Origin of the sequence: Pseudomonas sp. AP42 (assembly GCF_001728935.1) — a bacterium.
In the GTDB taxonomy this organism is placed as follows: Bacteria; Pseudomonadota; Gammaproteobacteria; order Pseudomonadales; family Pseudomonadaceae; genus Aquipseudomonas; species Aquipseudomonas lactis.
This window is the reverse complement of record NZ_LYSO01000005.1, coordinates 21950-39117: the sequence shown is the minus strand read 5'-3', so window position 1 is coordinate 39117 and position 17168 is coordinate 21950. Positions and strand designations below refer to the sequence as shown.

22 protein-coding genes and 4 pseudogenes are annotated in these 17168 nt (G+C 58.3%); 17 read left to right on the top strand and 9 right to left on the bottom strand.

Features of this window, described 5'->3' with window-relative positions:
- Positions 1-14: 14 nt before the first annotated feature.
- From merA to merT, 4 genes are read right to left on the bottom strand one after another with little or no spacing between them, the layout of a single operon-like run.
- Positions 15-1697, bottom strand: coding sequence for a mercury(II) reductase (gene merA / locus A7K61_RS03330; RefSeq protein ID WP_019819719.1), 1683 nt, complete (start codon positions 1695-1697; stop codon positions 15-17).
- A 34-nt stretch (positions 1698-1731) separates the two neighbouring features.
- The gene (gene merC / locus A7K61_RS03325; RefSeq protein WP_019819717.1) at positions 1732-2166 is read right to left on the bottom strand and encodes an organomercurial transporter MerC; all 435 of its coding nucleotides are present in this window, start codon (positions 2164-2166) and stop codon (positions 1732-1734) included.
- Positions 2167-2178: 12 nt separating this feature from the next.
- The gene (merP, locus tag A7K61_RS03320) at positions 2179-2457 is read right to left on the bottom strand and encodes a mercury resistance system periplasmic binding protein MerP (RefSeq protein ID WP_019819715.1); all 279 of its coding nucleotides are present in this window, start codon (positions 2455-2457) and stop codon (positions 2179-2181) included.
- A 13-nt stretch (positions 2458-2470) separates the two neighbouring features.
- Positions 2471-2821 carry a mercuric ion transporter MerT gene (gene merT / locus A7K61_RS03315; RefSeq protein ID WP_019819713.1) on the bottom strand — a complete coding sequence of 117 codons (351 nt, stop codon included), beginning with the start codon at positions 2819-2821 and terminating at the stop codon, positions 2471-2473.
- Between the two features lie 71 nt (positions 2822-2892).
- Between merT and merR the strand changes: the two genes are divergently transcribed.
- Positions 2893-3312: an Hg(II)-responsive transcriptional regulator gene (merR, locus tag A7K61_RS03310; RefSeq protein WP_019819711.1), complete on the top strand. Its 420-nt coding sequence runs from the start codon at positions 2893-2895 to the stop codon at positions 3310-3312.
- 201 nt (positions 3313-3513) lie between these two features.
- Here the strand turns inward: merR and A7K61_RS34045 are convergent, their stop codons facing one another.
- Together A7K61_RS34045 and A7K61_RS33060 are read right to left on the bottom strand one after the other, a co-directional pair.
- On the bottom strand, positions 3514-3720 hold the full coding sequence (locus tag A7K61_RS34045) for a co-regulatory protein PtrA N-terminal domain-containing protein (protein ID WP_019819709.1): 207 nt from the start codon (positions 3718-3720) through the stop codon (positions 3514-3516).
- Positions 3721-3882: 162 nt separating this feature from the next.
- Positions 3883-4131: a phosphoribulokinase gene (locus tag A7K61_RS33060; RefSeq protein WP_200645650.1), complete on the bottom strand. Its 249-nt coding sequence runs from the start codon at positions 4129-4131 to the stop codon at positions 3883-3885.
- A gap of 297 nt (positions 4132-4428) precedes the next feature.
- Between A7K61_RS33060 and A7K61_RS03295 the strand changes: the two genes are divergently transcribed.
- The 14 genes and pseudogenes from A7K61_RS03295 to A7K61_RS33055 all read left to right on the top strand — a co-directional run bounded on the left by A7K61_RS03295 (position 4429) and on the right by A7K61_RS33055 (position 13385).
- Complete coding sequence (locus tag A7K61_RS03295) at positions 4429-5109, top strand: cupin domain-containing protein (RefSeq protein WP_004574802.1); 681 nt, start codon at positions 4429-4431, stop codon at positions 5107-5109.
- Positions 5106-5690, top strand: coding sequence for a TetR/AcrR family transcriptional regulator (locus A7K61_RS03290; RefSeq protein WP_004574803.1), 585 nt, complete (start codon positions 5106-5108; stop codon positions 5688-5690). Before A7K61_RS03295 ends, A7K61_RS03290 begins: the two co-directional genes overlap by 4 nt.
- A gap of 59 nt (positions 5691-5749) precedes the next feature.
- The gene (locus tag A7K61_RS03285; protein WP_004574804.1) at positions 5750-6526 is read left to right on the top strand and encodes an SDR family NAD(P)-dependent oxidoreductase; all 777 of its coding nucleotides are present in this window, start codon (positions 5750-5752) and stop codon (positions 6524-6526) included.
- Between the two features lie 14 nt (positions 6527-6540).
- Complete coding sequence (locus A7K61_RS03280; protein WP_004574805.1) at positions 6541-7107, top strand: OsmC family protein; 567 nt, start codon at positions 6541-6543, stop codon at positions 7105-7107.
- A 1416-nt stretch (positions 7108-8523) separates the two neighbouring features.
- Positions 8524-8902: pseudogene (locus A7K61_RS03275) on the top strand (type II toxin-antitoxin system RelE/ParE family toxin).
- On the top strand, positions 8883-9218 hold the full coding sequence (locus tag A7K61_RS03270; RefSeq protein ID WP_001172026.1) for a helix-turn-helix domain-containing protein: 336 nt from the start codon (positions 8883-8885) through the stop codon (positions 9216-9218). Before A7K61_RS03275 ends, A7K61_RS03270 begins: the two are co-directional and overlap by 20 nt.
- A 14-nt stretch (positions 9219-9232) precedes the next feature.
- Complete coding sequence (locus A7K61_RS03265; RefSeq protein ID WP_000741275.1) at positions 9233-9568, top strand: hypothetical protein; 336 nt, start codon at positions 9233-9235, stop codon at positions 9566-9568.
- Between the two features lie 23 nt (positions 9569-9591).
- Positions 9592-9918, top strand: coding sequence for a hypothetical protein (locus tag A7K61_RS03260; RefSeq protein WP_000091614.1), 327 nt, complete (start codon positions 9592-9594; stop codon positions 9916-9918).
- Positions 9915-10295, top strand: a complete 381-nt coding sequence (locus tag A7K61_RS03255) for a hypothetical protein (RefSeq protein ID WP_001054412.1) — start codon at positions 9915-9917, stop codon at positions 10293-10295. Before A7K61_RS03260 ends, A7K61_RS03255 begins: the two co-directional genes overlap by 4 nt.
- Before the next feature lie 156 nt (positions 10296-10451).
- The gene (locus A7K61_RS34040; RefSeq protein ID WP_305884790.1) at positions 10452-10742 is read left to right on the top strand and encodes a DUF3391 domain-containing protein; all 291 of its coding nucleotides are present in this window, start codon (positions 10452-10454) and stop codon (positions 10740-10742) included.
- Between the two features lie 91 nt (positions 10743-10833).
- A complete protein-coding gene (locus tag A7K61_RS03245) occupies positions 10834-11703 on the top strand; it encodes an HD-GYP domain-containing protein (protein ID WP_223198360.1) in 870 nt (289 codons plus the stop codon).
- Between the two features lie 167 nt (positions 11704-11870).
- Positions 11871-12725: pseudogene (locus A7K61_RS03240) on the top strand (helicase-related protein); the annotation flags it as partial.
- A 151-nt stretch (positions 12726-12876) separates the two neighbouring features.
- Entirely contained in the window at positions 12877-13125 is a 249-nt protein-coding gene (locus A7K61_RS03235) for a hypothetical protein (RefSeq protein ID WP_020302556.1), read from the top strand.
- A 92-nt stretch (positions 13126-13217) separates the two neighbouring features.
- Complete coding sequence (locus tag A7K61_RS33055; protein WP_020302555.1) at positions 13218-13385, top strand: hypothetical protein; 168 nt, start codon at positions 13218-13220, stop codon at positions 13383-13385.
- Between the two features lie 154 nt (positions 13386-13539).
- On the opposite strand, the pseudogene A7K61_RS30795 reads toward A7K61_RS33055, so the two are convergent.
- A pseudogene (locus tag A7K61_RS30795) lies at positions 13540-13626 on the bottom strand (AAA family ATPase); the annotation flags it as partial.
- 192 nt (positions 13627-13818) lie between these two features.
- On the opposite strand from A7K61_RS30795, the gene A7K61_RS30790 reads away from it, so the two are divergent.
- Positions 13819-14148, top strand: a complete 330-nt coding sequence (locus A7K61_RS30790) for a four-helix bundle copper-binding protein (RefSeq protein ID WP_032489165.1) — start codon at positions 13819-13821, stop codon at positions 14146-14148.
- A gap of 185 nt (positions 14149-14333) precedes the next feature.
- On the opposite strand, the gene A7K61_RS03225 is transcribed toward A7K61_RS30790, so the two are convergent.
- On the bottom strand, positions 14334-14603 hold the full coding sequence (locus tag A7K61_RS03225) for a hypothetical protein (protein ID WP_003458515.1): 270 nt from the start codon (positions 14601-14603) through the stop codon (positions 14334-14336).
- Positions 14593-15594 (bottom strand): annotated as a pseudogene (locus A7K61_RS03220) (IS66 family transposase); the annotation flags it as partial. The gene A7K61_RS03225 and the pseudogene A7K61_RS03220, both read right to left, overlap by 11 nt.
- A 368-nt stretch (positions 15595-15962) precedes the next feature.
- Here A7K61_RS03220 and chrA point away from each other — a divergent pair.
- Positions 15963-17168, top strand: coding sequence for a chromate efflux transporter (gene chrA / locus A7K61_RS03215; RefSeq protein WP_017735062.1), 1206 nt, complete (start codon positions 15963-15965; stop codon positions 17166-17168).

Here is a 17168-nt window from a genome sequence, read left to right as displayed (position 1 = left end):
ACCTCCCTCTCTCATTACCCGGCGCAGCAGGACAATTGTTTGACGTCCTTGTTAAAGGTCTGTGCGGCGAGCTTCAGCCCCTCGACCATCGTCAGGTAGGGGAACAACTGATCGGCCAGTTCCTGCACCGTCATCCGGGCGCGGATGGCAATGGCGGCGGTCTGGATGATTTCCCCCGCTTCCGGAGTCACCGCCTGCACGCCCAGCAGCCGGCCGGAGCCCGCTTCGGCGACCAACTTGATGAAACCCCGCGTGTCGAAGTTAGCCAACGCTCGTGGCACGTTGTCCAGGGTCAAGGTGCGGCTGTCGGTTTCGAGGCCGGCGTGCTGCGCTTCGGCTTCGCTGTAGCCGACGGTGGCCACTTGCGGATCGGTGAACACCACGGCCGGCATGACGTCGAGATTGAGCTTTGCCTCGCCGCCGGTCATGTTGATTGCCGCGCGGGTGCCCGCCGCCGCCGCCACATAGACGAACTGTGGTTGGTCGGTGCAGTCGCCGGCCGCATAGATATCCGCTGCGCTGGTGCGCATACCCTGATCGATCTGGATTCCACCGCGCTCGTCCAGCTTCACGCCGGCGCCGTCCAGATTCATGCCCTGGGTGTTCGGCAAGCGCCCGGTGGCAATCAGCAGTTTGTCGGCACGTAACTCACCATGGTTGGTGGCCAGTACGAACTCGCCGTTGGCGTGGGACACCTGGCTGGCTTGCGTTTGCTCCAGCACTTCGATGCCCTCCATACGGAAGGCCTCCGTCACCGCCGCGCCGATGGCCGGGTCTTCGTGGAAGAACATCGCACTGCGTGCCAGGATCGTGACCTCGCTACCCAGCCGGGCGAAGGCCTGCGCCAGTTCCACCGCCACTACGGAGGCGCCGATCACGGCGAGCCGCTTAGGGACTGTATCGCTCGCCAGCGCCTCGTCCGAGGTCCAGTAGGGCGTGTCCTTGAGACCGGGAATCGGCGGAACGGCCGCGCTTGCGCCGGTGGCGACCAGGCAGCGGTCGAAGGCTACGATGCGCTCGCCCCCCTCGGCCAGTTCCACGCTGAGCGTGTGGCCGTCCTGGAAACGGGCGGTGCCACGCAGCACGCTGATGGCTGGGGTGCTCTCCAGAATACCTTCGTATTTGGCGTGGCGCAGTTCGTCGACACGGCCTTGCTGCTGCGCGAGCAGTCGCTCGCGCAGGACCGTCGGCGTCGTGGCGGACAATCCAGTGTCGAACGGACTCTCGCGGCGCAGATGGGCCACATGCGCGGCACGAATCATGATCTTGGAGGGCACGCAGCCCACGTTGACGCAGGTGCCGCCGATGAGACCGCGCTCGATGAGGGTAACGCGGGCACCGCCTTCCACCGCCTTGAGCGCGGCCGCCATCGCCGCGCCACCGCTGCCGATGACCGCAATGTGGAGCCTACCGTCTTCTTTCCCGGCGCCAATGCTGCCGCTCAACCAGCCCCGCGCCTTGTCGAGCAGGCCAGGACGGGCTTGTATCGTGGAATCTTCGAACGCCGCTCGATACCCCAGAGCCTCGACGGCGGCCTGCATTTGCTCTCGGCTTACGCCCTCGTCGGCCTTCAATTCGGCTTTGCCGCTGGCATAGGAGACATCCGCCCGGTGCACACCGGGAATTTGCTCCAAGGCCTCTCTGACATGCTCGGCACAGGAGGCGCAGGTCATACCGCGGATTCGTAAGGTGGTCATATTCTTTGTTTCCTCGGAGGGGTTAGTGGCGGTATCACGGTTTTGGCGGCGTCGGACAGGCATTCGGTACGCAACGGCGGTGAGCGGGCGACACCAGATCCCAGATGGACACCCCAAACATGAGAGCCAGGCCGATGTAGAGCAACCAGCCACTCCGCCAGCCGTGAGCCAGCATCAAAAACACCGCTGCCAGCACCAGGACAGGGCCGATCAGACTGAGCGCAGTCCGTCGCCACTGCCGATGATTGAGCCAGCCAAGGGCATTAACGAGCAGAGCCAGTCCAGCAAAAAGAGGCAGCAGCGTGGTGATGAACAGGCCTTCCCACTGGCTCAAAAAGCCCAGACCGATCGCGGCCCCCAGGCTGGCAAGGGCGGGAAAACACGAGGCGCAACCTATGGCGGAAACCAGCACGCCGACAGAACCGGCTTTGTCACCGATCCGCGTGAACAGATTGAAAGAATTTGCCATCGGAACTCCCGCCTATTGCTTGACGCTGGACGGGTAGCCGGCGTCCTCGGTCGCCTTGGTCAGCGCCGGGGCATTGGTCTTGGTATCGTCGAAGGTGACGGTGGCCTCGCGGTTCTCGAAGCTCACCTCAGCCTTGGTCACGCCATCGACCTTGGTCAACGCCTTCTTCACCGTAATCGGGCAGGCGGCGCAGGTCATGCCGGGCACCGACAGGGTAACGGTCTGGATGGCCGCCCAGACAGGTGTGGCGACGAGAGTGGCAAGGGCGAAGGATGCGAGCAGTTTTTTCATGGCGAACTCCTGATCAGTAGAACAAGGGAAGGATGTAGGGGAAGCCGAGCGCGACCAGCGCCAATGCCGTCACCACCCAGAAGAGCAGCTTGTAGGTGGTGCGTACCTGAGGGATGGCGCAGACATCGCCCGGCTTACAAACTTGTTGGGGTCGAAAAATGCGCCGGTAGGCAAAAAACAGCGCGATCAACGCCCCGCCGATAAAGATCGGGCGATAAGGTTCCAGCACGGTCAGGTTGCCGATCCAGGCCCCGCTGAATCCCAGTGCGATCAGTACCAACGGCCCAAGACAGCAAGTCGAGGCGAGAATCGCAGCAAGCCCCCCGACGACAAGAGGGGCGCGCCCGTTTGATGGTTCAGACATGCATTTCTCCTTTCGAGCATTTGATCGATGGTTTAAGGTTAATCCCGTAGTCAAGTACGGAATCAAGCGGTATGAAAAAAAATTTGGAAAGCCTGACCATCGGCGCCTTCGCCAAGGCGGCCGGGGTCAACGTGGAAACCATCCGGTTCTATCAACGCAAGGAGCTGTTGCCCGAACCGGACAAGCCCTACGGCAGCATTCGCCGCTACGGCGAGGCGGATGTCGCACGGGTGAAATTCGTAAAATCCGCGCAACGGCTGGGCTTTAGCCTCGAAGAAGTGGCCGGGCTATTGAGGCTGGATGACGGCGCTCACTGTGATGAAGCGCGCGTGCTCGCCGAGCAGAAGCTCGAGGACGTGCGCGGCAAGCTCGCAGATCTGCGACGGATCGAGTCAGTTTTGGAGCAACTGGTTCACGACTGTTGTGCGAGCCACGGGACTGTCTCCTGTCCGCTGATCGTTTCGCTGCATAGGAACAAAGAGCCGCGCTGACCTACGATCAGCAGTTTCGTAAGGCACCCCTGTTTGTCGGCTGGAGCTTAAAAAAAAGCGGCGCTCAATGAGCACCGCTGAATGGCCAAAGGAGCACTTGCAGAGGCCACAGATGGGTAATCTGACATTTACGCTCACGCCTTATCAGGACAAACTCACGCTGAGTCTGGTCGAGCGGAGCGTGGAGCGGTCGCTCATGTACTACCTTGCAGGTGAACAGGCGGGCTGCTCTTCGACACGGCTAGCCGCCGTGGCCCCTTGTTGCTCAATCTTCACCACCAAGGCCGCCTCAGCCTTGTCGTGCATAGAAGCGGCCCGCTCAATCGAACGATCGCTCCCGCCCTCGGCCCATATGGTGGATGACAGCAGAGTCGAACCCACTATCAGTAGCAGTCTTAGGTATTTCATAACAGCCTCCTCTCGGGTTTTCTACCCACGAGTCGACTCTATCTCCGTAGTTAAGTACGGAATCAAGCAGAGGATAGAGTTGGAGTACCTGGACTATTGCGCTGAGAGGAGAGGGCAGGGCTTAAGTGCACTTTCTGATCCGTTGCTCCTCAGCCCCCAGACTCAGATCGGCAACCCCGCTGCCAGCATCTTGTCCCGCAGCTCAGCGGCGCGCGCCGGATCGAGCGCGTTGCTAAACAGCGCCTTGATCTCATTGGGTCTGGCGTCGAACTGATCTACCAGATCCTTGATGCGGTAACCGTGGCGCGTCAGGGTCGGTTCCAGATCATCCAGTTGACGCGACAGCACTGATTCCACCAGCTCCGCCGAGACCGGTTTCTCGCCAGTCAGGTAGCCGGCTTCCAATGCCATGCTGAGGTGCAGTTGGATTTGCAATGGTGTGCGCAGCTTGGTGGCGAGCAGGTCGATGGCGTCTTCACTCAGGATCGACTCGGGTTCGACCTTCCCCGCAGTGCAGGTTTCCAGCAGCCAGTGGATGTACTCGGGGACGATAGAGAATTCGGAAAAAATCGTACGCTAAGCTTCGCGAGTTCTTGTAACCAATTCATTGTTTTTTCAATGGATGAAAGAAAATGGCGAAAGCTATTTGACAAACAAATCGGGATCTTATAACTTACCTACCAAGTAGTCGGTAGATGAAATAAAGCCATGAAACTCAATTCAGATCTTTCGCAGCGTGTTGTCGTCGAGCCTTCAAGCTTACAGTGGGTCGATTCGCCAGCGACCGGGATTCAACGCCAGTTACTGGAGCGTGATGGCGACGAAGTGGCGCGTGCCACCTCGATCGTGCGATACGCGCCGGGCTCCGCTTTTGAAAATCATAAGCACGACTTGGGCGAGGAGATTCTGGTCCTGGACGGCGAATTCAGCGACGAATCCGGGACCTTCGGGCCTGGGACTTACATCAAGAATCCACCAGGTTCTTCGCATGCACCGAGCTCCGCGACGGGTTGCACGTTGTTCGTCAAGCTGCGCCATCTTGATCTAGCCGACAGCCAACGCACCGTGGTCGACACCCGTAACGGCCCCTGGTTTCCAGGCCTCGTGCCGGGTCTGTCGGTGATGCCACTTTCTGAGTTCGACACACAACATACGGCTTTGGTGCGCTGGGCCCCGGGGACACGATTCAATTCGCATCGTCACTACGGCGGTGAAGAAATCTATGTGTTGGAAGGCGTCTTTGAGGATGAGTTCGGAAGCTACCCTACCGGCACATGGATGCGCAGTCCGCATTTGAGTGCTCACCGTCCCTTCAGCAATACAGGCTGCACCATCCTGGTCAAGACAGGCCACCTGCCAGTCGCCGAATCAAATGAGGCGCTTGCATGAAGCATTTCTCCGAAATCTCGCCGACCGCCGAGCGGGTGGTCGATGCCGCTGAAGGGTTGGTACAGCAGCACGGCTACAACGGCTTCTCATACGACGACGTGGCCCAGTTGGTAGGCATCAAAAAACCAAGTATCCACCACCACTTTCCCAAGAAGGGTGAACTCGTGGCCGTGGTCGCACAGCGCTACACGCACCGGTTTCGTGAGGAGTTGCTGAGCATCGAAGGGCAGCATGCGAAAGCGCCTGACAGGCTAACTGCGTATGCGGCACTTTTCGAACGCACCTTCGCCAAGGACCGGCGCCTTTGTGTCTGCGGCATGTTGGGTGCCGAGTCGGACTCGCTGCCGGACGCCGTTGTGAGCGAGGTCGAGCGATTCTTTAAAGTCAATCTCGACTGGTTGACTCTTGTCGTTGCCGATGGTCAGCGTGCCGCGCTGATCACCTCGAATTCCACCCCAGAGGCTCTCGCAGAGGCATTCTTGTGCGCGTTGGAAGGCTCGATGATGGTGGGCCGTGGCATGCGGTCGTCACGCGGACCGGCCGAAGTTGGAAACACTTTTCTTTCCACCGTGTTGACCTGAGGTCGGCACTTTTTTTGCAACACAACCCTACCATTTAGTTGGTAGTTAAGGAGATTATTATGAGTACTGAATTTAATGGCAAGAAGTTGTTGGTCATCGGCGGCACTAGCGGGATGGGACTGCAAACTGCCCGCATGGTTCTTGAGCAAGGCGGAAGCGTCGTCATCGTCGGTCACCGTGAAGACAAGGCCGAAGAGGCCCGCAAGGCGCTGTCGTCGTTGGGCACCGTGACCGCCCTGACTGCCGATCTCTCGCGAGCCGAAGATGTGAAGCGACTCCTGCATACCATCGATGAACACCACAAGGACATCAATCTTCTGGTCAACGCGGCTGGGGTGTTCTTCCCGAAGGCGTTTCTTGAGCACACGGAAAGTGATTACGAACAATATTTGACGTTGAATAAAGCGTTCTTCTTCATCACACAAAAAGTCGTGGCCAATCTCGTGGCCAGCGAGCGTCCCGGCGCCATTGTGAACATCGGCTCGATGTGGGGCAAGCAGGCGATTGCGGCTACGCCGTCGTCCGCGTATTCGATGGCAAAAGCAGGTTTGCATTCGCTGACCCAGCACCTTGCGATGGAGCTGGCATCCAAACAAATCAGGGTCAATGCCGTTTCTCCGGCGGTTGTCGAAACGCCGATTTACGAGGGATTCATACCCAAGGCCGAGGTTCATGGCGCCTTACAGGGATTCAACAGCTTCCACCCAATCGGCAGGGTTGGGACGCCACAAGACGTCGCCGAGGTCATCCTCTTCCTGTTGTCGGACAAGGCAGCATGGGTGACGGGCGCAATCTGGGACGTTGACGGCGGCGTGATGGCCGGGCGTAACACATAATGGGGGAACGAGAAATGAACACAAACATTAAAGGAACTCCCGGCAACGGGATCAACGTCGGCGCATTGCGTGAGTTTGCAGATCAGGTCGCAGCAAAGCCCGCCGCAGGCATCGCGACGTTCGGCGTCGTGACAACCTGGGAGGGTGGCACCCGGACGCGTGCGCGAACCATGCCGCTCGTACTAGGTGACACGGCCTTGGCGCGCGGCTTTGTCATCGACGCGGACGAACCGGCAGAATTGCTCGGTACCGACACGGCCGCTAATCCACAAGAATTGATCCTGGCTGCGTTGAACGCATGCATGACTGCAACCTACGCGGCAAATGCGGCGGCAATGAACATCGAGTTGCAATCGCTGACTATCCGCACGAAGGGAAGCCTCGATCTGAGAGGTTTTCTTGGAATCGATCCTGGGATCAATCCAGGGTACGACCAGGTCGAGTATGAGGTCGAAATGGAGTCGTCGGCGGATTCGGCGGCGCTGAAAGCATTGCACGCGCAGGTGCAGCGAACATCGCCGAATTACCACAACTTCGCGAGAGCCATTGATCTCAAGGCCAAGCTGACCATTCTCCAATGATCGAGTCAGTGTTTCCCGTGGTTGGCTGACGGGAGGCCAAACCAGATGCGCTATGACGGAAGGTTCAACCTTCCGTCATCACGTTCTCTGGAATACGCAGTGTCAATTTGAGGTATAGGAAGCGGATAGAGGCGGCGTAGCGGGGTGAGGTAGCAACGATTGCCAAAGCCCGATACTTGCACGGAACGCTACGACGTAAATCCGACAGGCATAAGCAGGAAGGGCGCGCGAATTACCCTGGGAGATCTGTTTGGCCTGCCACGTGCTACCGGCACCGAGAGGTGGCGGGATGGGCGAACAGAAGTCAGCAGAGGCCGTAGTAGTTGCTCGGAACCGGAGCGATGAAGGGCTGAACCTGTCATGAGTGGATAGTCAGGTGTGCTCTCTGTTGGAGCGTAAGGCAGAAACGTCGTGAACAGCGGCGGTCGAGACCATCAGGAGGTAGGAGTCGGAAACTCCGAGGGCCGGTCTGGGCGCTTAGTTACCACAGGCGACACATCAACGGAACCAAGCTCGCTGACGCAGTCTGTCAGTAGGCAGGAACCGCCGTATACGGAACCGTATGTACGGTGGTGTGGGAGGACGGCGGGGGCGACCCCGCCTCCTACCCGATTTCTCTATCGTCCCCAAAATCGGCCCCCTGCGGCCCCCTGCGGCCCCCTGGGCGCGTTTCTGGTGCTAAGGTAGGCTTGCCCCCTGACTGACAGCTTCCGCGTTGTGTGGGCGATTCTGGAGGCTCTGACGCTGCTCCGGTTGCAGCGCTCCCGCCCCCTCTTTGGCGTTCAACCCTTACGGACTTGCAGGCGGCGGCAGTCGTCCAGGATGAGTACAGGCGGTCGGATCGCCTCGATCCATACTGTCCAACCCTTAGCGAGCCTTCAGGCGGCGCATAGGTTTGGTTCAGTTCGAGGTGGTTGGGTTGACGCCGGCGCGGCTTGCCGCGCCCTTGGTAAACGTTGCTGGCCGTAGGCCAGGCATTTTTGAGCGGGCGCAGGCCGCGACAGGCCGACGCGAAGCGGCGGGGCGAAGGGAGCGAAGCGACCGAAGGGTAGGCGCGCCCATAGGGCGCTAACGGCGGCTTGTATGTTGCTTGCAGGGCTGCGAGTTGCCCACAGGCTGAGAGGTTTTAAGAAGATTTAAAAGATTTAAAAGATTTAGGAGGAAAAAACGGCTTTTTATCTTTTGAAATCAAGGTCTTACGGATGTGGCCGGTTCCTAATAGACGGAACTCGGTTCCTAATAGACGGAACTCGGTTCCTAATAGACGGGCTATCCACAGCCTGGGAGGGAATACGCGACAAAACATGGTTTAGGGGTGCCCGCAGAATTCGGAAAAAATCGTACGCTAATGTTTTACGACACCTCCTTGAGGTTGCCGCGTTTACATCATTACCTGAACAGGTATAAAATTCCGTCATGACAAACAAAGAAAAACCGCTCGAATGGATCGCGAGCAGCCACAAGGATTTGATGGCGTTGCACGTCCGACGTGCGTCGCCGTTTCGGTTACGCGCTCTCGTTGGCGCAGATAGGCGATCAGGATGACGCAGCAAAGGTGCTCAAGGGGTTCGGTGGTGCCGGCGTGCTGGAGGTCGTCGAAGACGATGCCGGCGGCACCTATCGAGCGGTATACACGGTCAAGTTTGCGGAAGCGGTGTTCGTCCTGCACTGCTTCCAGAAGAAGAGCAAGAGCGGAATCGCCACGCCAAAGGCCGACATGGACATCATCCGCGCTCGGCTGAAGGTGGCCGAGGTATTGGCACAGGAGCTACGAAATGCAAAAACGAATCATTGAAGGCGTCGAGGTTCAGCGCAGCTCGGGCAACGTCTTTGCCGACCTTGGACTGCCTGACGCTGAAAAGCTCAAGATCAAGACCGGCCTGGTGGTCGAGATCAGGAGGGCCATGCGCGCCCTTGGGCTGACTCAACAAGCGGCGGCCAAACGCATGGGCATCCCGCAACCGAAGGTGTCGGGCATGATGCGCGGCGACTTCACCAATCTATCCGAACGCAAGCTGATGGATTGTCTGAATCGCCTCGGCTACGACATCGAAATCAAGGTACGGCCAGCAGCCGAGCCGATCGGGCATCTAACGCTCGCAACCGCTTAATCGGAGCCCTCCTGATGGCAGCCCGCATCACCGACGACGAATGGGACGAACTGACTCCCGAGAATTTCGATACCACGGCACTGCTGCGTGCAGTCGATGCCGTGGACGTGCTGCGCGGCGATTTGAATGACAGCGCAGACGGCGCACCTCCGCAACTGCGCACCGACCTGTTGAAGCTGCATCAACTGGCAATGGCCGCGTTCAACGAGGGATCACGCAGCCGAGTGGCTGAGCTATTTGATCTCGCCGTGGATCTTCAGGATCAGGTTGATCATCTGATGACCTCGCTGGAACAAGTGCAAGAAACCCTGTCCCGGTTGACGGCGCTCTACCCAGAAAGCCTGTCCTGAATGTTCTTGGAGACAACCACATCATGAGCCGCAGCCGCCGCAAAACGCCCATCGTTGGGCACACGACCTGCCGTAGCGAGCGCGAGGACAAGAAACTCTGGCATCAGCGCTGGCGAACCCACGAGCGCACCGCGCTGGCCAGCGCGTCGCCGGAAGCTCTATGCGCCCATCTGCCTCTACTGGAAAACCAGGTCAGCAACGTCTGGTCGATGGGTAAGGATGGCCGCTCCTACTGGCCCATCAAGCGCCAGGCCGCCACGGCGGATCGCATTGCCAACCACAAGGGACGCAATCCGCAAGAGCGCGCCTCCCTGAAAAAGCGTCTGCTGCGCAAGTGGATGAGCAAATGAACCTGTCCACCATCGAGGCGCTGGCTATCGCTTGGGCGCGAATCGCTGAAGAAGCAGAACTCCCAGCCGGCTACGAGGGCACGGCGACGCCAGAGGCGCATCGGGCCTGCGAGGTGATCCAGGAGCGGATTCGAGAGCACGTCGTCGCCACCAATGACATGCGGCTGTTCGGCCTGCTGCACCTGCTTGGGCAGGCGTCGCTGCGCATGGAGCAAGCGCTGTGGCCGGAAGAATATGCGCGGATGACCCGCGAGGTCGAGGAAGCTCTCCGAGAGGCCGACGACCCCAACGCCAAGTCGTACACCCACGAAGAAGTCATGCAGGCGATGCAGGAACGCATCGACCGAGCGCGAGACAAAGCCATGTTGATCGGCTGACGGAAATTTCGGCGGTTCCGGCTGATCCAAGAATCTTGGCGTGACCTTACCTCCGCTCTACCGCTGGGTGCCAGCCTCGGCGCACGCCTAACCACCCAACTCAGAAAGGAAAATAAGTTGGTAAAACGCATTCCCGTATCCGAGCTTCGTCTCGGCATGTACATCCACAAGCTCGCCGGCTCTTGGGTTCGACACCCATTCTGGCGCGGCAGCTTCCTGCTGACCGAGCCTCAGGATCTCTCTGCCATTCGAGAATGTGGCGTCGGGGAGGTCTGGGTCGACTTGGCCAAAAGCCAAGTCGACCCAGAGAGCCCAGAGAGCCCAGAGAGCCCAGAGAGCCCAGAGAGCCCAGAGAGCCCAGAGAGCCCAGAGAGCCCAGAGCCCAGAGCCCAGAGCCCAGAGCCCAGAGCCCAGAGAATTGTCGGAGGAGCAATCTCTGCCGTCTAGTCCACTAAGCAAGAAAAGTGACGGCGCAACCTCAATGGAGAGCGAAATGTGTTATGCACGGAAACTCTGTCTTGCGGCCAAGTCCCAAGTCATGGACATGTTCCAGGAAGCCCGGCTTGGCAAGGCCGTCGACCCAAGCACGACGTTGCCGCTGGTCGGAGAAATCGCTGCCTCGGTGCTGCGCCAACCTCATGCCCTCATCAGCGTCGCACGCATCAAAACGCACGACGATTACACCTACCTGCACTCGGTTGCCGTCTGCGCCCTGATGCTATCGCTGGCCCGGCATCTCGATCTAGACGAGGAGCAAACGCGCCTGGCTGGCATCGGCGGACTGATGCACGACCTAGGCAAGGCCGCGATGCCGCTGGAAGTGCTTAACAAACCAGGCAAGCTCACCGATGCCGAGTTCGCCATCATGAAGCGCCACCCTGTGGAGGGCGCAAAGATGCTGCGCGCAGGCGGGGCCGAGCCCGGGGTGGTGGACATTGCCCTGCACCATCACGAGAAGATCGACGGAACCGGCTACCCGGATCGCTTGGCCGGTGACGCCATTTCACTCCTGGCCCGCATGGGCGCAATCTGCGACGTCTATGATGCCGTGACGTCGGAGCGAGCCTACAAAAAGCCGTGGGACCCGTCCGCGGCGATGCGGCAGATGGCCAAGTGGGAGGGCCATTTCGACAAACGCATCTTCCACGCCTTCGTCAAGGCCGTGGGCATCTACCCCGTCGGCTCCTTGGTTCGCCTGTCCTCTCAGCGTCTGGCCGTTGTCGTTGAGCCGGGAATGGAATCACTGCTGACTCCCAAGGTTCGCGTGTTCTTCTCGCTACGCTCGAGAGAGCCGATCCCGATGCAGACCATCGACCTGGCGGCCACGAGTTGCAAGGACAGTATCACTGGCCCCGAAGACCCGACGCTCTGGAACTTCAAGAACCTCGACGACTTGTGGATGGAATAGCCCCCACAAAACGACGGCCCCGTGAGGGAGCCGTTGAACATCGTCGAGCGATGCCCGTCCAGGGAGGGATGGCCGAGCTCGATTCTCCAGAAGGTAGCTGGTGACACGAGTGTTGAGCCCACCCAACTAGGGTGACGGAAATTTCTGGGGTTCCGGCTTACATCCCCTACGTGCTGCCATTCACCGTTTTCCTGAAACTCAAGGACATCGGTGGAAACGTGCTGCCACCCTACGATGAGGAGTTCGTCGAGGTGGACATGGCTGATGAGCAAGCCGCGGCATACGCCAGGCTGGCTGCAACCCTGACAGCTGAACTGAGACAGGCACTGGCTCGTAGGGACACAACGCTTCTAGGCGTTGTGTTGAACGTCCTATTGGCATGGCCCGACTGTTGTTTCCGGGCCGAAACAGTGAAGCATCCTCGCTCCAAGGCCCTGTTGGCATTTGTGCCAACGATCTTTCCTGATGGAGAGCTGATGCCCAAGGAGCGAAAGCTGCTTGAGCTCTGTCGGGAGGAAAAAGCCAAGGGGCGCAGGGTTCTGGCCTACTCGGTATACACGGGAACGCGTGACACAACCTCGCGATTGAAGGCCATCCTCGAACAGGGCGGCTTGAAGGTCGCGGTGTTGCGCGCATCGGTAGACACGGCTCGCCGTGAAGACTGGATCCTCGACCAGGTGGATAAAGGCGTTGACGTGTTGATCACAAATCCCGAGCTGGTAAAGACGGGTTTGGATCTTCTGGACTTTCCAACCATCTGCTTCATGCAGACGGGCTGGAACGTCTACACGCTACAGCAGGCTGCGCGCCGGTCTTGGCGGATCGGACAAAAGCAGGCGGTACGGGTGGTGTTTCTGGGCTACGCCAAAACATCGCAGATCGCTTGCCTGGAGCTGATGGCCAAGAAGATCGCAGTAGCGCAATCCACGTCTGGTGACGTGCCTGAGTCTGGGCTCGATTCGCTGAACCAGGATGGCGATTCGGTTGAAATGGCGTTGGCCAGGCAACTGGTAGCTTGTTAAGTCATCGTTATAGCTAGCCCCCGTAAGGGGGCTTTTTTTTGATATGTCGGAAGGACTTGTAGGGTACCTTGAGGCGAACCTAAGAGTAGGCAATGCGCTAAGGTCGAGATTTGGGCTGAGCAGTTCAAGCCGTATGGCTAAGGAAAACGTGATGGTCGATCTACTAAGCAGGGTACGGATCGCCGCTAGGCGATACCGTGACGCCAATCCCGAGCGCCAAGGAGGCATTGTGCTGGTTTTTCAGGACAAGGTTTACGGCTGGAAAAACTGCTTGCGAGATGCGGGTCACGAGCAGCCTGGCGCTTATGCAGTGGACGAAGACGGTCACGTTTTCATTGCAGAAGGCGGCAATGAGTACGACGGAGCCAAATGCTGGGTCGCTGTCGGCACCTCAAACTGATCATGGAAAACGGCAAGGCTCTAGCCCTGCATCTGTAGGGCCGGGGCTGTAGGAGTGAAGCGATCTTCGCTTCATTGAATCGAGGGCTCGGTATGCAGCACAAAGGCGATTTGATAGTCAACGATCAGAGAGAAACCACCGGCCAGATTACCGGGACGACCTATGTCAAAGCTGGTGGGCTACTAATTGCCCATGGCCAGCTTGCTGGTGGGCTGATCATTGTTGGCGCTGATGGAAAATTGACCCACCCTGCCGATTGAAATTTGACCCAGGGCGGATTGCTGATTTTGTTACCAGCAACTGTGGATAAGTCTACCAGCGCAGCTGCTGTTGCCCCCACTCCTTCGCTAGCCCAGTTCAGTTGTTTAAGACCTGCCACACGCAGCCATGTAGCAGGCCGTCGTCGCCATGAAATCAGAACGGCTCATCGTCCTCCGGTTCCTGGCTGCCCTTACGCTTTCGCTCCCGTGATTTGATCTTGGCCTGGGCCGCCAAGCTACTGACTGCCACATCGCCACCAACTGCGCCCGCAGAGCCCCGGTGCGGTTGGATTTACCTTACAACATTGTAATGAAGTTTTTCGAAACGGGCTCGGTAGGAGCGTGTCATAATTCAGTGCCTGCTAACAGGCTGATGAGCCGTATCGGTCAGTAGGCACCGACGACATACAACTATCGAACCCTGGAGAACGCAATGACAAACTCAATGTTCGCTTCCTGTATCCAAGCTTGTTCGAACTGTGCCCTTGTGTGCGAAACGTGCGCCTCTGCTTGCCTGCGTGAGGATGACGTAAAAATGATGGCACGCTGCATCGAGCTTGACCGCGACTGCGCGGACATTTGTAGGTTGGCCGCCATACTGATGAGTCGCGAAAGTGATTACGCTAAAGAATTTTGTGCCCTTTGCGCCAAGATCTGCCGTGCATGCGGAGAGGAATGCGCGAAACATCAAGTGGATCACTGCCAAGAGTGTGCCAAAGCGTGCATGAAGTGCGCTGAAGAATGCGAGCGCATGGCTGCGTAACATTCGCGACTTGCTGCTCTGGCAAAGCTCGTCATCTCGTTGCCAGAGCAGCTTCGCCGGAATGACCTTATATCCCAGCATGTGCAGTTGAAGCTAAGCCAGCTGACTTGCTAGCAGAAAAGGCCTAGATATCCGCTGGCCGAGCTCACCCAAACCGTAAGCGTTCATTCCACGACGTACTGGACTTACTTTACGTCCCGAAGGGGCCTTAGCAATTCCGGTGAGACCTTGTACTGTTTCGTGCCGTTCTCGGCCAGGACGATCACGCTCTTGCGGTTGATCTTGGTGACGATCCCCATAGTCAAGCCAGTTCGGCTTTCGAAGGTCACCTTCAGCCCCACGTGCAGCCGACTCAGCGCCTGCAGGTTTTCTTGATCTTGCAGTTCATCAATGCGCCGGCAGATCATTCGGTTCAGCTCCAATAGCTGATCGATGCTCATGTCTTCAATGCGCATGGAGGGTGCCCTTTGGCTGTGCGGTCTGTCGATCAGAATGGCGCGGATCGATCAGCGAGCGTAACGGATTATCGGCGAACCGGGTCTTCCAGAGCCGAGGCGTCAGGTCAGCGACCTTGCTGGCCGGGTGCTGACTGATGCGCTGCAGCACGTCCACCAGATAGGTGTACGGGTTGATGTCGTGCAGTTTGCACGTAGTGATCAGGCTCTGGATGATGCCCACGTGTTCCGCGCCGAGTTCAGTCCAGCAGAACAGCCAGTTCTTGCGTCCCATGGGAATGGGGCGCAGGGCCCGTTCCAGGTGGTTGGTGTCTGGCTGGACGTCTGGGTCTTCCAGGAAGACGGTCAGGCTGGCTTCACGGCTGAGCACGTAGTTCAGTGCTTTGGTCAATAAATCACTGGGCAGCAGACCGCCCTGTGCCAGTTGATCCCGGCACCATTGGAAGAAGTCGCTGACCACCGGCTTTGAGTGGAGCAGCCGGTACTGGCGTTTCTTTTCGCCGGTCAGTTGCTGGACGCGGATCTCTTCTTCGTTGGTGTATAGCTTGGCAATCTGCTGAAGGGCTTCGGTGGCAGTTATCGGGTGGTCCTTCTGCGCCTCAATGAAGTAACGACGACTGTGCACCCAGCACTGCGCGTGGATGATGTTCTGCTGTGCGGCGGCATAGCGGGCATAAGCAGCATAGCCGTCACTGATCAGAGTTCCGCTGAACTGTTCGTTCAGTACCTGCTCGATATGGGCTCGGCCTCGACTGTTCGAGTAAGTGAACACCACTTCATCGGCATCGCCGTATAACGGCCAGAACCAGCCGGATTTCATCTTGCCTTTTTGTGGGCCTGCCCGACCCTGGTGGCCAGCTTTAATCGGCGTCTCATCCATCGCCAACACCCGGCTGCGCAGAACATTGTCGGTCTGGGCATCCACGATCGGCCGCAGCAGATCAATAGATGGGGTTTGGGGAGCAATGGAACCAAAAACCAACGTAAGCCCGACTAGCTCCGTTCAGAGCCCTCTTCCCAGGCATCCGACTCGATAAAACCATTGCGCAACTTGACCACCCATTGGCGCCGTTATTGACCAGCCGGCTGCATTCTTGACCAGTTATTTGCATTCGGAGTGACCAGGAGGGGGGCAATAGAGAAAACGGAAAAAATCGTACGCTAAGGCCAAGCGTGTTTTGCTAATGAACTGTGCTAGCAGACAAAACCAGCGGCTAGCACAACATCGATTACTTGCATTGCGACACCCAGTACGAATTGCACGGTACTCCAGTCGTTTTGGGCAGCTATAAAATCGAATTTCGTTATCGAAGTTCGATTATTATGGATTAATCTGTGGAAAATCAGGTAGGCCAACGCATGACTAATACCTCCACCGATGACCGCAGCCCATGGTCGGTTTTTCTTATTTTTCTACGACTTGGATTGACCTCCTTCGGCGGCCCCATCGTGCACTTAGGCTATTTCCGTGACGAGTTCGTCACACGACGGCGCTGGTTGTCTGAACGCAGCTATGCTGATTTAGTGGCGCTGTGCCAATTTCTTCCAGGCCCAGCAAGCAGCCAGGTCGGCATAGCGTTGGGGCTATCACGGGCTGGATATAGCGGGGCGCTGGCTGCTTGGACAGGCTTTACGCTGCCTTCGGCCGTAGCTTTAATCCTGTTCGCGCTGGGCATTTCCAACTATGGGGATTCCGTTTCGCCGGGCGCGTTGCATGGCCTAAAAGTGGTGGCCGTTGCCGTAGTCGCCCAAGCGGTATGGGGCATGGCGCGCAACCTGTGTACGGATGGGCTGAGAGTCACAATAATGGCGATTGCCGCCTGTGCTGTCCTGCTCGTACCGTCCGCGTGGGGGCAGGTTGGTGTGATTGCTGCCGCAGGCATCATAGGCCGACTATTGTTCAAGCCAGCACATACTGTTGAGCACGACCCACTACCTATCACGGTCAGTCACCGGGCCGGCGCACTTTGGCTATCGTTATTTTTTGCCCTGCTGATTGGCCTACCGATCTTGGCAAAATTGCTGCCAAGTCCAACGATGGTGGTAGTGGACGCCTTCTATCGTGTGGGGTCACTAGTGTTCGGTGGTGGCCACGTTGTGTTGCCGCTGCTGCAAGCCGAAGTGGTGTCCTCCGGCTGGGTCAGTAATGAATCCTTCCTCGCGGGGTACGGGGCGGCTCAAGCGGTGCCCGGCCCATTGTTCACATTCGCCGCGTTCCTTGGTGCTTCGATGAGCACCGCTCCCTCTGGCTGGGTCGGCGGTATTGTGTGCCTACTGGCTATCTTCGCACCCTCTTTTCTGCTGGTTGTGGGAGCCATGCCATTTTGGGAGCGTCTGCGTCGCAATACAGGCATGCAAGCCGCGCTGGCTGGGGTCAATGCGGCGGTGGTTGGCCTGCTGCTGGCCGCGTTCTATCACCCTGTATGGACTAGCGCCATATTTCAGCCGCAAGACTTTGTCTTGGCCCTGGTCGCCCTTGTCGCACTGATGTTCTGGAAGCTCCCGCCGTGGCTAGTTGTCGTCGGCAGCGGTGCAGCGGGTTGGCTGTTGAGTATCGCGCTGTGA